The organism is Ignavibacteriales bacterium, from assembly GCA_026390775.1.
GTDB lineage: Bacteria > Bacteroidota > Ignavibacteria > Ignavibacteriales > Melioribacteraceae > Fen-1258.
On sequence record JAPLFF010000007.1, the window covers coordinates 56,699 to 70,941 of the forward strand.

The window sequence follows — 14,243 nt, forward strand, 5'->3', positions numbered from 1 at the left end:
ATGGGTCCTAAAAAAAACACAGGTATTATTCGTCCGCTTTTTCTTTTAGCTGTTTTTTTATTTTTTTCCAACCAAACACAAGCTATCCCCAGTTTTGCTCGGCAAACAGGTATGTCGTGCAATGCTTGTCATACAATTTTTCCGGAGCTAAATGCTTTTGGAAGACAATTTAAGTTAAACGGATTTACTTTAGTTGCCACAGAAACAATCCAGGCTCAAGCTGATAGCGAAACAACAATTCTAAGTTTACCAAAATCGTCTCCGTTTTCTGCAATGCTTCAGGCATCATATACTTATAAAAGTAAAGAACAGCCGGCAACGCAGAATGGAAATTTTTCACTTCCACAGCAACTAAGCTTTTTTATAGCAGGGGCGTTAACACCAAAGGTTGGTGGCTTTATTCAAGCTACTTATAGCGATCAGGATGGTGCATTCAAATTAGATAATGCAGAAATCAGATATGCAGACCAAACTGAATTGGCTTCAGAAAGTTTTACTTACGGTGTAACCTTAAATAATAATCCTACAGTTCAAGATTTATGGAATACCGTACCAGCATGGAGATTCCCATATGCCGGTTCTTCAGTATCTCCCACACCTTCAGCTTCTCCTTTGATAGATGGAGGTTTAGCACAGAACGTTGCGGGAATTGGAGTTTTCAGTATGTGGAATAATTTGCTGTACACAGAATTCAGTGTTTATAAATCAGCACAGCAAGGAAGCCATAACCCGCCTGATAGTACATCAGCCGGAGTTTTAAAATCCTTCGCTCCTTACTGGCGCATAGCTCTTCAAAAACAATTTGAAGATTGTTACTTGGAGCTTGGAACGTTCGGTTTATCTGCTACTATGTATCCGGCCGGAATTTCAGGACTAACAGATCAATATTCAGATGTTGGATTTGATCTGAATTTTGAAAAAACATTTGGTGCAAACATGTTATCCGCACGAGGTTCATGGATTCATGAATCGCGAACTCTTGATGCATCGGTAGCAAATGGAAATGCATTTAATGCATCTGGAAAATTAAATTCTTTCCGTGTAGTGGGTAATTACTATTTACATTCTCAGATCGGATTTTCCTTAGGATATTTTTCAATGACAGGTGACGGCGATGCTATCTTATATGCACCGACGAGTGTTTCGGGAAGTGCTAATGGATTACCCGACAGCGGAGGCTTCACTGCAGAATTTGACTATCTACCTTGGTTGAATACTAAATTGGCTGTGCAATATGTTGCTTATAATAAGTTTAACGGTGGCAGTAATAACTATGACGGTGAAGGAAGAAATGCTTCTGATAACAATACTTTATACCTGCTCTGCTGGGTAGCGTTTTAATGATTTACTAAAGCCCCATAACCTGGGGCTTTTTTTTGAAATGCTTTTTGTAATTATTATTTTTTGTTCAGTGTAAAAGAATCATAGTTTTTCATAAAACTAAATTATTTTTCTCAAGCCATTCATCATTATAAATAGTTGAAAAATATTTATAACCGTTGTCGCAAATAATTGTAATAATATTTGCTTCGCGGTTTAATTCCCTAGCGAGATGAACTGCCCCGCAAATATTTGCGCCGCTCGATCCGCCTGAAAGAATCCCTTCTTCGAACGCGAGTTTCTTTGTCCAGCCGAATGCTTTTTTATCTTCTATCTGCATCATGTCGTCAAGCATTTCAAGTTGTGCTGTGCGAATTAAAAACTCATCACCCATTCCTTCAACTAAATAGCATTTTGGTGTTATCATTTTTTTATTTTTGAACCAATCATAAAAGACAGAACCAATCGGATCAAGACCAATTAATTTTATGTTAGGATTCTTTTCTTTTAAAAACTTTCCCGCACCGCATAAAGTTCCGCCGGTTCCAACTGCTGCTATAAAATAATCAATCTTACCATCCATCTGTTCCCATATTTCCGGTCCGGTCGTCATATAGTGAGATTCATTATTATCTAAATTGTTATGTTGGTCTATGTAATAAAGCGACGAATCTTGTTTAGCTAAATTTATCGCATACTGATTATAAGATTCCGGGTGTTCGGGTGGTAACGTAGCATCAACTTTTACTACATCCACACCAAGTACTTCCAGCATTTTAATTTTTTCTTTGCTGGTTGTGTTACGAATTACAATTTTCAACTTGTAACCTTTTTGTCTGCAAACAATTGCCAAACCCATTGCAGTATTTCCGGAAGAGTTTTCTAAAATTGTATCGCCGGGTTTAATCTTTCCTTCCCGCTCAGCTTTTTCAATCATGTATTTCGAAATTCGATCTTTAATGCTACCGCCGGGATTCATAAATTCTAACTTAGCCCAAATAGTTGCTTTCAATCCTTTTGAAATGTTGCCAAGCTTTACCATCGGCGTTCTGCCGATAGCATCAATTACACTTTCGTAACGATTATTTCTCATCATTGTTCCATCAATTAATTAGAGAGTAACCTCTTAAAAATTCTTCCGCAGTCATTCGCTTTCTATCTTCAGGCTGAAGTTCAAGGATTTGAAGTACACCGCTTTTCGTTTGAATAAAAATTTCTTTTTTGGTCTGCTTAAAAGTTAATTGAGAATTAAGAATTGAGAATGGAGAATGAACATCAGAATTTTCAATTTTCAATTCGTCATTCTCAATTAGTTTTGTTTTGTATACTTTATATGATTTACCATTATAATTGAAGTATGCGCCAGGATAAGGTGAAAGTCCGCGCACAAAATTGTGAATTTCGAGCGCGCTTTTATTCCAATTGATTTCACAAATTTCTTTTGTAATCTTGGGTGCGGGCGATGCTAATGAATCGTTTTGATTTGTTAGTGAATAGTTACCGGAATCAATTAGATCAATTGTATTAAGAACTACTTCAGATCCAAGCATCATCATTTTATTATGCAGTGAACCAAAATTATCCTCATTATCTATCGGTAGTTTTTCTTGTAAAATAATATTCCCGGTATCAATTTTATCTTCTAGAAAAAAAGTTGTTACTCCGGTTTGTTTATCACCGTTAATTAATGCCCATTGGATTGGTGCAGCGCCACGATATTTGGGAAGCAGTGAACCATGTAAGTTAAATGATCCTTTTGCAGGAATTGTAAATACTTCTTTTGGAAGAATGCGAAAAGCGACAACCACAAATAAATCCGGTTGTAATTCCTTCAACTGCAAAATAAAATCCGGATCATTTAGTGAAACCGGATTGTAAACCTCTAATTTATTTTCCAAAGCAAATTCTTTTACAGGCGAATAAGTAATTTGTCTTCCCCTGCCGCGTTCTTTATCAGGTGCAGATACAACTGCCATGACTTGATGCTTGCTTTCTAAAATTTTTTGTAGAGAAGGAATTGCAAATTTCGGTGTGCCCATAAAAACAATTTTCATTTCCAACTCATCAAAAAAATAAGATGGGATATTTTCTGAACTGAATTAAACTTCTGTGATCGGATAATCAATCTCTACTTCCCTTTTTATAATATTAGATAAATCTTTTTGCAGATTTTTCTTAACATCTTCAGCCACACGATCTGGAATCATTTTGCCGATTAGATGATCATACTCATGAAGAATAACTCTCGCGAGCAAGTCATCGGCATCAATTTCAATTATATTTTCATCCGAATCTAGATAGCGAACTTTAATTGCCTGCGATCGCTCAACATCAGCACGAACTAAAGGCAGACTTAAGCAGCCTTCTTCCAAAATAATTTTTTCATCAGAGTGTAAAATAATTTCCGGATTAATCATTACAACAGGCTTAAAATTATCATATCCTTCAGTACCGTTAAGATCTAAGACAAAGATAGAATCACGGTAACCAACTTGATTAGCAGCTAAACCAATTCCACGAGCATTGCGCATCGAATCAAACATATTTCTGATCTTATCTATAATCTCATCATTAACGGCATTAACTTTTTTCGCCTTCTGCTTAAGTATTTTATCGCCGTAAACTGTAATTGGTATTATTGCCATGTAACTTTCAATTATTGTGAATCAACTTTGATAGTATCTGCACTTAAATCCTTAAATAAACTTACTTGAGTTGAATAGAAAAGCATTCTCACTAACAATCGAAAGATAATTAACATTTGCTGAAGAATAAAGATGAGTATTAGAAAATAGAATGGTGTACGTGGAATAAATCTTCCTATTACATTATAGACAACAGCTCCAAATGCACCTATTATTGCAACAATTAAGAAAGTAATAAAAACTTTATTAAAATTATTTTTAAGGAATACGACAGCATAATAAATTTCTCTAAATATTTGCGTCTTATCTCTAACTGCCAAAGAAATCTTTGAGTAATCTGAAATTATTGTTACAATGCCGATAAAGAAAATCATTAGAACATATCGAATGAATTTGCTAATAAAATCCGCAGTAACGTTTTCAGAATTTTTCAATAGCAAAGTTATTAATTCTCCGATGTAGTAATTAATCTTAAAAGCTGCAGCAAAAAATAAAAGTGATATTAAAAGCACTTTAACAAATCTTGCAAAATACCTTACTCCGCCAAAGAAAAAATCGACAGTATGATTTTTGTCCGGAAAGTGGAATACTGAAATCAATCCGCCCAGAAAAAAAGTTTGGACCAGCGCATAAATACCAACAGTAAAATAAATACCCAGCGGTAATTGATCGAGTTGAATAGTATAAAGATTTCTGAATTGAAGATACCAGAAGTAATCGAAAGAATGTGCGAGGTGATCGCTAGTTAACGATGTTCCAATATTATCCAATAAAATATTATAAACCGGTACAGCAAGAACCAATGCAGATGCAGCATTCATAACCCACATCAGAATAACAAATTTAACATTGTGAAATACTGAACGCACTCCGTTGATCAATATCTGTTTAATGCTTTCTATCATCCGATGCTTCCAAGTATCATTAATGCATTCTGTACCCAGAAGAAAAATCGAATTGAAAGTGAAAGCGATGCCCAAACTCTATGAGAAACTGTTAATGAATTATTTGCAAAGTTAATATCTAATAAATTTTTTCTGTATGGATCTATTTCAGCCGCAATGACTTCATTATTGGTTTTGAATTTAAGAATCTTCCATCGTTCTGTACCATCCCATTTTTGATAAAGAGTATCCTTATCAGTATAAAGAGCAACATCGTTCTTAAATATTCCGTCGCCTAATCTTTCTACAAGAATTTCATATTCATTAGAAGATGTTTTTTTAATGGAAGTTACTTGATAATCAAAAGTTTTGGGAGCGCGGTAAAATTCATCAAAGAACCAACTCATATCTTCATTGCAATTTCGTTTTACAATATTTATAAAGTCGGCTCCTTTTGGATGTTTGTATTTATATTCATTGTAATATTCTTTTAAAATATTCATCATCTTATCATGCCCGAGATACCTTTCAAGGGTGTGAAGGACTAATGCAGGTTTGTTATAAGAATTCACTACATAGGAAAGTCGGGTTGGAAGTTTGTAAGAAGTATCAGCTATTGAACCGATTGTTAAATTCTTGTAATAGCTTGCAATACTTCGAGCGCCTTCTGGTACCTTTACATCAGCTAAAGTGTAGATTAAAGGAATTTCATTATAAGATAAAAAATCAAGTCCGAACACAGGAATATAAGTTGCAAACTTAAAAGTTTCAAAAATCTCCGGTTGATAGTGATACATTATTTTAGTCGAAATATATGAAGTGAACCCTTCATCAAGCCAAGCTTCATAAACTTCATTGTTGGCAATCAATCCGTAAAAAAATTGATGGGAGAATTCGTGCGTAACTAAATATTCCGGCTGCCCGGCATCTTTAGGCGCAAAGAGTTCCGATCCAACTGTGAAAAGTGTTGGGTATTCCATACCGCCCGATGCGGAAGTTCTTGGAACATCAACAAGAGAAACATTTTGGTAAGGATAAATTCCGATATTATTTTCAAAATACTCCAAACAATTTTTAACAGCAGTAAAATACCGATCAAAATATCTTTCCCGTTCCGGTTGTACATAAGCTTGAATAGTTATTGTTGAGCCGTCTTTGCGAGTATAAATATTATTGCGGTGAAGAATCTCATCTGTTGCAAGCCAAACAAAATCATGTACGCCGGATTGAACAAAATTGTAAGAAATAGTTTTTTCATCAGTAATATTTCCCTTTTCCACTCCGGTGGCAGCAACAATATAATTCTTGGGTACTTTTATTTTTACCGAGTAATCGCCGAAGTCAGAATAAAAATTTAAATAAGGATGATATTGACTGCAGACCCACTTCCCGTTTTCGAAAACACCAACTTTTGGAAACCACTGCGAAACAAAAAAGAAATTTCTCCCTGTAGCATAACCCATTCGTTTAATTGAGCGCGGAATTTTCATTGTGTATTCAAAATTTATTCTTACGCTGTCACCCGGCTCAATTGTTTTATTCAATAATACTTTTGCGACAGTGCTATCATGCGGATTTGCAATTTCAGGTTGGAAGTAGACCAATTGTGATGATTCACCATTAACTTGAAATGATTTGATATCAATTTGCGTTTGTGCTTCGGGGCTAAGTGAATATGCTTTAGCGAAAAGTGTATTATTACTTTTATATGCGTTTGCGTAAAAATGGAATTGTATCTCTGATGTAGAAAATTTTGTTCTGTTGATCCAAATTATTTCTTGATTAACTAAAATTGATTTAGATGCCGGATTAAATTCTACATCAATATTATAATTGGCAATACGATCTACTTTATTGTATTCTGATTTAAGAATACCATCTTTGTAATCAACCGAAGTATTAAGATCATTAACTTGAACAAATTTGGAATGGTTTTCGGATAGGTAGAGTAACCCGCTGAAAAAAATCAATAATATGAATACCGTAAATCCGTTCTTCATAATGCAAGTTAAAAATTGCACGTATCTTTTGCAATTAATACAGATAGTTGAGTTATTATAATTATGTTGACAATTGAAAATATTTCATTGATGTTTATTAAGTGGTCAATAATATTGAGGGGTTTATGAAAGGGTTTAAAGTTTTTTTCACAATGCTATTATTAACAATCACCATTTTCTCCCAGAAGGACACCAACATAAAATTTTTGGAAAATATTACTCATTGATCATTGGGGATATTATGCTCACAAAAAAAAGCTTGTTGCTATTTTTTTTATTACAGATGTCTCTAAATTCTCATGCGCAAATCAACTGGCAACCAACTAATGGACCATATGGCGGATATGTCTTAGATATGCAGAAAGACTTTAAAGGTAGCTATTATGCGGCCACTCAAAATGGTTTATTTACTTCAACGGATAATTGTGAGCATTGGACTTATGTTCACATATCCCAATATGTAAATGAGGGGATGGGGGAAATTTTTATACATCCTTCCGGAAGATTGTTTATTTCGGGTTGGGGTCAAAACTTATATATATCTGATCCGATTATATCAAACTGGCAGGCTGTTCCTTTTAAGAGACAAATCAATATTGATTCTCACGGTACTCTTTTTGGGATTAACGGCGGGACGATATATTCATCAACCGATATCGGGCAAACTTGGGAAGTTTTTAAATCATTTAATAGATATATAAAGTACTTCTGCATGGTCAAAGATTCCAACTTTGTCATTGCCACTGATAGTGTCTACTATTCAAGCGACATGGGTAAATCATGGCATAGTTCTAAAATATTATTCAATTGGGATTCAGGTTTTATAGTGGATTCAAATAATAATATATATTTTATAGTAAATTGGGATTTATATAAAAGCAGTGACGGTGGTAAAAGTTGGGAAATAATTTATGATCATACTATTCACTTCCCTCCGCGTGATCCATTCAGGGAGATCTACCGAGTCTTAGTAGACCAAAATGGTGTAATCTATGTATGTACAGAAACTAATTTATTTTCGAGTTCAGATGGAGGTAAATCATGGCAAAATGTGGGGAATGTACCATATCCCGTCTTAAAATTTTGGCATGATGATCTGAACAATATCTTTTGTATAGGAGGAAATGATGGCATTGAAAAATATGATCAGGTCAACAAGGTTTTATATAAAAAATCGATTGGCATTACAGCTTTTTCATTTAATCAAATACTTCATTGGGGTAATAGTCTTATTTTTTCGGATGGCGGTAGTGCACATTACGTTACTACGGATCAGGGAAACTCATGGAAAGAAATAAGTCTCCCTACCCCAATGTTTGGTAATATTATATTTATCAATTCAAAAAATCGAATTTTTATCGAATGTGAATGGAGAGTATTATATTCAGACGATGGTGTGCAATGGAAACCGATTTATTTTTCCAATGCGGGTCGGATATATGATATCGCGTTTGCAGAATTCAATAACATACTTTTTCTTTTTGACGCAGATCATATTTTATGGCGATCCACAGATTATGGTGTAAGCTGGTTTAAGATTTGGTCAGGTAATTATTACAGTCCGAATAAGTCCATATCTGCAATTTCGGCAAATGAGATCTACTTTTCTTATGACAACATAATCTATAAAACTACTGACCTTGGTAATATGTATAGTATTTTTCTTAATATGGATGCACCGATTTTAACCTTTTCAATGAGTCCGTGGGGCAATATATTCATTGGTACTAAAAGCGGTCTTTATCAATATGATATTGATGGATTAAAAAGAATAAATCTTACGGCTAATTCAGGTCCTATAAAAAAAATAGTATACTCAGGAACTAGTCAAATGTTCGTTCTCGGTTCTTCAATTTATGTTAGTGGCAATTTCGGTAAAGACTTTTCATTACTCGATGCTAATAATAACATTACAAATTCATTTGGTTATCTCGACTTTGATGTATCCAACAATACATTGTTTTTGACTCAACCTTATCCGAATATTCTCAAAAGTACTTATTATTTCGTTGACAATTCTTCTCTAGTACAAACACAGTTGCTTTATAATTATCCCAATCCTTTTAGAAGTAATACTACATTTGCAGTCTATGTCAGTGAACCATGCAATCTATCAATATCAATATTCGATCTTTTAGGAAGAAAAGTTGAGAGCATTTCTCAGACTTATTCAAGTGTGGGATTTTATAATATTCTCTGGCAGCCAAAACATCTAGCAAGTGGAATTTATTTTTATCAGCTACAAACACCTTTTGACAAACAAGCGAAGAAAATGATTTACCTTAAATAAGGTTAGAAAATATTTAACGTAATAAAAAATCCCGCCTAAGCGGGATTTTTAGTTTAATACTGCTTACTGCAAACTGTTTACTTAATCTCAATCGTCTTCGGTTTTACTCTTTCATGTTTAGGAAGTTTAACATTAAGAATTCCGTTTTCCAATTTAGCATCAATCTTTTGTTCATCAATGCTTTCAGAAATTTTGAATCTGCGATAGAAGTTACCGATCTCGGTTTCTTGCAAAACATATTTGCGGTTGATAACTTCCTCAAAAGTTATTCTTCCCATAATAACCAGATGACCTTCTTCCATTTTAATCTTAACATTTTCTTTCGAAACTCCCGGCATTTGAGCTGTCAAGAAATAATCATCTGCAGTTTCATAAATATCAACTAATGGAGCTACCCAAGCTTCTTTTTCGAGAGCTTCATCCCAGGTTCTATTTGTTTTTACTTCTACCATTTCTTGATTTTCAGTCATATTGACCTCCAATTTATTTTGTGTAATTAATAATTATTTTTTGTCGTCATCAACAACTTCATAAGAAGCATCCTGAACTTCTCGATCATCTTTTTTGTCAGAAGTAGATTGCTGTTGAGAAGTCTGTTGTTGGTCTTCACTATGCGGTTCACCGCCAGGTTGTCCGCCGGTTGGACCTTGCTGCTGATACAATTTTTGTGAGATTTCATTCCATACTTTTGTTAAACCATCTGTGGCAGACTTTATTCTTTCAGTATCATTAGTGGCTAATGCATCTTCAACTTTTTTGATTTCACTTTCTAGTTGATTCTTCTGATCTGATGTGATTTTGTCTTTCATCTCTTCAATTTGCTTTTTGGTTTGGAAGACAAGATTATCAGCTTGATTTTTCACTTCGACAGCTTCTTTCTTCTTTTTATCTTCTGCTGCATGTTCTTTAGCTGTCTGTTTCATCTTTTCAACTTCATCTTTTGAAAGTCCGCTCGATGAAGTAATTCTTATACTTTGTTCTTTGTTGGTAGCTTTATCTTTAGCTGCAACGTGTAGAATTCCATTAGCATCAATATCGAATGTTACTTCGACCTGAGGAATTCCACGAGGAGCAGGCGGAATGCCATCAAGATGAAACTTACCAAGTGTTCTGTTATCAGCTGCCATCGGTCTTTCGCCTTGAAGAATATGAATCTCAACTGATGGTTGATTATCTGAAGCAGTTGAAAATACTTCACTCTTCTTGGTTGGAATTGTTGTATTAGCTTCAATCAGTTTTGTGAATACGCCGCCTAAAGTTTCAATACCAAGTGAAAGTGGTGTTACATCTAAAAGAAGAACGTCTTTAATATCACCGGAAAGAACACCACCTTGAATAGCCGCACCAATTGCAACAACTTCATCCGGGTTAACACCTTTATGAGGTTCCTTTTCAAAAAGTTTTTTTACAAGCTCTTGAACTTTTGGAACACGTGTTGAACCGCCGACTAAAATAACTTCATCAATTTGAGATGGAGTAACGTTTGCATCTTTTATAGCACGTTCACATGGTCCTACAGTTCTCTGGATTAAATCATCAACTAATTGTTCAAGCTTTGCTCGACTGATATTTAAGTTCAAATGTTTCGGTCCATCTTGTGTTGCAGTGATGAACGGAAGATTAACATCCGTCTGCATTGAAGATGAGAGTTCGATTTTAGCTTTTTCGGCAGCTTCTTTTAATCTTTGAAGAGCCATCGGATCTTTGCGCAAATCAATTCCTTCTTGTTTTTGAAATTCATCAGCTAAGAAATCAATTAAACGCTGATCGAAATCATCGCCGCCAAGATGTGTATCACCATTTGTTGACTTCACCTCAAACACACCTTCGCCTAATTGTAAAATCGAGATGTCAAAAGTTCCGCCGCCAAGATCATAAACAGCAACAATTTGATCTTTATGTTTTTTATCCAAACCATAAGCAAGAGCTGCAGCAGTAGGTTCGTTTATAATTCTCTTTACATGTAACCCGGCTATTTCACCGGCATCTTTTGTTGCTTGACGCTGAGCATCATTAAAGTACGCTGGAACTGTAATTACAGCTTCAGTCACTTCTTGTCCCAAATAATCTTCAGCAGTTTTTTTCATTTTTTGTAAAACCATCGCACTGATTTCCGGTGGAGAATATAATCTATCACCAATTTCAACACGAGCTGAACCATTATCACCAGCAACGACTTTGTATGGAACTTCTTTCGCTTCTGTATCTACCTCTTCCCTTTTTCTTCCCATAAATCTTTTAATCGAGAAGATTGTGTTTTTCGGATTAGTAACAGCTTGCCTTTTTGCCGGTTGACCGATAACTCTTTCACCAGCTTTGGTAAAAGCAACAACCGATGGAGTAGTTCTTCCTCCTTCTGAATTTGGAATAACAACCGGTTCATTTCCTTCCATAACCGCGACACAAGAATTAGTTGTGCCAAGGTCAATTCCTATAATCTTACCCATTTACTTTTTCTCCTTTTGAATTATAAAAGAGCTGAAGATATTACTTCAGCTCGATAACTTTTTCACAATTTACTTTTTGCTCAATTTTTTTTAATTGAATATTAAGCATACCATCTTCAAACTTTGCTTCAACCTTTTCGGAATCTACCAGATCCGGAAGAGTAAAACATCGTTTGAACGAATCGTACATTCTTTCACTTCTGAAGTAGTTTTTTTCTTTTTTCTCAGTTTCATTTTTCTTTTCACCTTCAATGGTCAATATATTATCTTGCAATGTGATTTTAATTTCATCCTTTTTTACTCCGGGAATTTCAGCTACAACATTTATATTATCTTTGTCTTCGGAAATATCAATTCTCGGGTAAAAATTTTCATCAACATTGAATCCAAAGTTTGGGAAGTCATCAAAATATCTTTTCCCGAAGGGATGGATACCCAGAATTCTCTCATGAAGAGTTTCTAACTCTCTGAAGGGTTCAAATTTAATAAGTGCCACTTTGGCCTCCTTTGTAATTATTCGTTTGCCATACTATATACAATGAGAGTGCCAATGTTGTTTTTCCAAGTAACTTATTTGTAAATAATGAGTTAATGAGTTTTACTCGTTTAGTTAGAGTAAGAATAAATGTCACTTAATATTAACTTTTTAATATACACAATGACCATTTGTCATATTTTATGAAACAACTGCTAAGATAATTGTGTAATTGGAGGATTTGTGTTTAACATTGAAGAATTCGACATCAAACTAGATACTGACTACATAGGCAGAAATTTTATCTATAGTGATGAAGTAGATTCTACGAATAGTGTTCTTTTATCAAGTAAAGATTTTAATCAGAATGGAACTGTACTATTAGCAGAATATCAAAGCAAAGGACGCGGACGTAAAGATCGAGAATGGATCAGCAACAGCGGTCAAAATCTTACATTCTCAATTTTATTAAAAGGTGAAATCAAAGATCAAAAAATTAACTTAATTAATTTAAGTACAGCTGTTGCTGTTGCACAAGCAATTGAAAATCTTTTTCAACTGGATGTTGAACTTAAATGGCCGAATGATGTTCTTGTTCATAAAAAAAAGATTGCTGGAATTTTACTAGAATCCAGTTCTAAAGGAAATAAAATAAGTAGAGTTACTGTTGGAATCGGAATAAACGTTAATCAACCTAACTTTCCAGGGAAATTTGATATTGTCCCGACTTCAATCCGTAAAGAATTTCATTCGATTGTAAGCAGAGAAAAATTACTTAGTGAAGTATTAAACAATTTTGAAAAGTTAATTGATCAACTGGAACATTCTCATAAGAAGATATTGAACCAATGGCGCAACAGATGTAAGATGATAGGCGAAAGGATAAAAATTATTGAAGATGATAAAATTAGAACAGGAATTTTTGATGATATTGATGAGCATGGATTTCTTCTTCTGAAGCAGGCTGATAAAATTGAAAAAATCCATTACGGAGATGTTAGTCTAAGATAATTGAAAGGAAGTAATGAAAGTATATTTTGATAATGCTGCTACAACGCCTCTACACCCAAAAGTCTTTGAAAAAATGAGACCTTTCCTCATGGAGAATTTTGGAAATGCTTCTTCCATTCATTCATTCGGAAGAAAAGCACGCGTTGCTATTGAAGAATCCAGAGAGGTTATTGCAGATTTTATAAATGCTAATCCAAGTGAGATTTATTTTACAAGCGGTGGGACTGAAGCAAATAACTTTGTTGTATTTGGAATTGCACGATCCGAATTAGCAGAAAGCGGACGTAATCATTTGATCACATCAGAAGCTGAACATCATTCCGTTTATGATTCATTCTTAGAGCTTTCTGAAAACGGTTTTACAGTTAATTTTCTTAATATTGGAAAAGATTCTTTAATATGTAATGAATTACTTCTTCAAAATATAAATCCAAACTCTTCACTTATTTCTTTGATGCACATAAATAATGAAACCGGCGCAGTCGCTCCGATTGAGCACTTTTCTTCTCTGTTAAAGCAAAAAAATGTTTTCTTTCACGCAGATTCTGTCCAAAGTTTTGGCAAATATAAAATTGATGTAAAATTATCCGGTATAGATTCGATAACGGCTTCCGCTCATAAAATCAACGGGCCTAAAGGAATTGGATTTGCCTACGTGAAAAGCGGGACCCCCCTTTCCCCAATATTATTCGGCGGCTCTCAAGAAAGAAATCGTAGAGGCGGAACTGAAAATGTTGCTGGTATTATTGGCTTTGCTGAAGCTGTTAGAATAGCTAGCAATTCAATGCAGAAAAATAAAAATGATGTTACTGAGTTAAAACAGAGATTTATAACAGGCATTCATTCAATTGATAGACAAGGTATAATTATAAATGGCGGGATAAATACTTCACCTTACATATTAAGTATAACATTAAAATCAGATTACTATAAAAACGATCCTGAAGCTATGTTAATGTTTCTTGATATAAACGGAGTAGCAGTTTCTAATGGCGCCGCATGTACATCAGGGACTCTAAAACCATCGCATGTAATTCTTAGCACAGGTTATTCTGTTGAGGATGCAAAAGGAACAATTAGATTTTCATTCGGCTGGCAGAATACTAATGAAGAAGTAGATTACTCTTTAGAAGTAATTAATCAACTCACCAATAAATTTAAAAAGTAATTT

Annotated in this window: 12 protein-coding genes; 4 read left to right on the plus strand and 8 right to left on the minus strand. The window is 34.4% G+C overall.

The genetic code is table 11. From position 1 onward, the window contains the following. Positions 1-1,341, plus strand: a complete 1,341-nt coding sequence (locus NTZ27_05490; GenBank protein ID MCX6174186.1) for a hypothetical protein — start codon at positions 1-3, stop codon at positions 1,339-1,341. Between the two features lie 91 nt (positions 1,342-1,432). Here the strand turns inward: NTZ27_05490 and NTZ27_05495 are convergent, their stop codons facing one another. From NTZ27_05495 to NTZ27_05515, 5 genes are read right to left on the minus strand one after another with little or no spacing between them, the layout of a single operon-like run. Then, positions 1,433-2,413: a cysteine synthase family protein gene (locus NTZ27_05495; GenBank protein MCX6174187.1), complete on the minus strand. Its 981-nt coding sequence runs from the start codon at positions 2,411-2,413 to the stop codon at positions 1,433-1,435. Between the two features lie 10 nt (positions 2,414-2,423). Next, positions 2,424-3,374 carry a methionyl-tRNA formyltransferase gene (gene fmt / locus NTZ27_05500; GenBank protein ID MCX6174188.1) on the minus strand — a complete coding sequence of 317 codons (951 nt, stop codon included), beginning with the start codon at positions 3,372-3,374 and terminating at the stop codon, positions 2,424-2,426. Between the two features lie 45 nt (positions 3,375-3,419). After that, on the minus strand, positions 3,420-3,965 hold the full coding sequence (gene def, locus NTZ27_05505; protein MCX6174189.1) for a peptide deformylase: 546 nt from the start codon (positions 3,963-3,965) through the stop codon (positions 3,420-3,422). Between the two features lie 11 nt (positions 3,966-3,976). Next, complete coding sequence (locus NTZ27_05510) at positions 3,977-4,870, minus strand: hypothetical protein (protein ID MCX6174190.1); 894 nt, start codon at positions 4,868-4,870, stop codon at positions 3,977-3,979. Continuing rightward, complete coding sequence (locus NTZ27_05515) at positions 4,867-6,849, minus strand: M1 family metallopeptidase (protein MCX6174191.1); 1,983 nt, start codon at positions 6,847-6,849, stop codon at positions 4,867-4,869. The genes NTZ27_05510 and NTZ27_05515 overlap by 4 nt, the downstream gene beginning before the upstream one ends. 241 nt (positions 6,850-7,090) lie before the next feature. On the opposite strand from NTZ27_05515, the gene NTZ27_05520 reads away from it, so the two are divergent. Further along, positions 7,091-9,139, plus strand: coding sequence for a T9SS type A sorting domain-containing protein (locus tag NTZ27_05520; GenBank protein MCX6174192.1), 2,049 nt, complete (start codon positions 7,091-7,093; stop codon positions 9,137-9,139). A 77-nt stretch (positions 9,140-9,216) separates the two neighbouring features. Here NTZ27_05520 and NTZ27_05525 read toward each other — a convergent pair whose 3' ends face one another. From NTZ27_05525 to NTZ27_05535, 3 genes are read right to left on the minus strand one after another with little or no spacing between them, the layout of a single operon-like run. Beyond that, positions 9,217-9,609, minus strand: a complete 393-nt coding sequence (locus NTZ27_05525; protein MCX6174193.1) for an Hsp20/alpha crystallin family protein — start codon at positions 9,607-9,609, stop codon at positions 9,217-9,219. Between the two features lie 33 nt (positions 9,610-9,642). Beyond that, positions 9,643-11,586, minus strand: a complete 1,944-nt coding sequence (dnaK, locus tag NTZ27_05530) for a molecular chaperone DnaK (GenBank protein ID MCX6174194.1) — start codon at positions 11,584-11,586, stop codon at positions 9,643-9,645. Between the two features lie 40 nt (positions 11,587-11,626). Further along, positions 11,627-12,082: an Hsp20/alpha crystallin family protein gene (locus NTZ27_05535; protein ID MCX6174195.1), complete on the minus strand. Its 456-nt coding sequence runs from the start codon at positions 12,080-12,082 to the stop codon at positions 11,627-11,629. A 222-nt stretch (positions 12,083-12,304) separates the two neighbouring features. On the opposite strand from NTZ27_05535, the gene NTZ27_05540 reads away from it, so the two are divergent. Both NTZ27_05540 and NTZ27_05545 read left to right on the plus strand, forming a co-directional pair. Continuing rightward, positions 12,305-13,072, plus strand: a complete 768-nt coding sequence (locus tag NTZ27_05540; GenBank protein ID MCX6174196.1) for a biotin--[acetyl-CoA-carboxylase] ligase — start codon at positions 12,305-12,307, stop codon at positions 13,070-13,072. Positions 13,073-13,085: 13 nt separating this feature from the next. Next, positions 13,086-14,240 (plus strand): cysteine desulfurase family protein, encoded by a 1,155-nt coding sequence (locus NTZ27_05545; GenBank protein ID MCX6174197.1) that lies wholly within the window; start codon positions 13,086-13,088, stop codon positions 14,238-14,240. Positions 14,241-14,243: the final 3 nt, after the last annotated feature.

Excerpts from the sequence above, each read along its gene's own strand:
- NTZ27_05525 (MCX6174193.1), bottom strand. The coding sequence starts at position 9,609 with ATGACTGAAAATCAAGAAATGGTAGAAGTAAAAACAAATAGAACCTGG.
- def (MCX6174189.1), bottom strand. The coding sequence starts at position 3,965 with ATGGCAATAATACCAATTACAGTTTACGGCGATAAAATACTTAAGCAG.
- NTZ27_05515 (MCX6174191.1), bottom strand. The coding sequence starts at position 6,849 with ATGAAGAACGGATTTACGGTATTCATATTATTGATTTTTTTCAGCGGG.
- NTZ27_05495 (MCX6174187.1), bottom strand. The coding sequence starts at position 2,413 with ATGAGAAATAATCGTTACGAAAGTGTAATTGATGCTATCGGCAGAACG.
- fmt (MCX6174188.1), bottom strand. The coding sequence starts at position 3,374 with ATGAAAATTGTTTTTATGGGCACACCGAAATTTGCAATTCCTTCTCTA.
- dnaK (MCX6174194.1), bottom strand. The coding sequence starts at position 11,586 with ATGGGTAAGATTATAGGAATTGACCTTGGCACAACTAATTCTTGTGTC.
- NTZ27_05510 (MCX6174190.1), bottom strand. The coding sequence starts at position 4,870 with ATGATAGAAAGCATTAAACAGATATTGATCAACGGAGTGCGTTCAGTA.
- NTZ27_05545 (MCX6174197.1), top strand. The coding sequence starts at position 13,086 with ATGAAAGTATATTTTGATAATGCTGCTACAACGCCTCTACACCCAAAA.
- NTZ27_05490 (MCX6174186.1), top strand. The coding sequence starts at position 1 with ATGGGTCCTAAAAAAAACACAGGTATTATTCGTCCGCTTTTTCTTTTA.
- NTZ27_05520 (MCX6174192.1), top strand. The coding sequence starts at position 7,091 with ATGCTCACAAAAAAAAGCTTGTTGCTATTTTTTTTATTACAGATGTCT.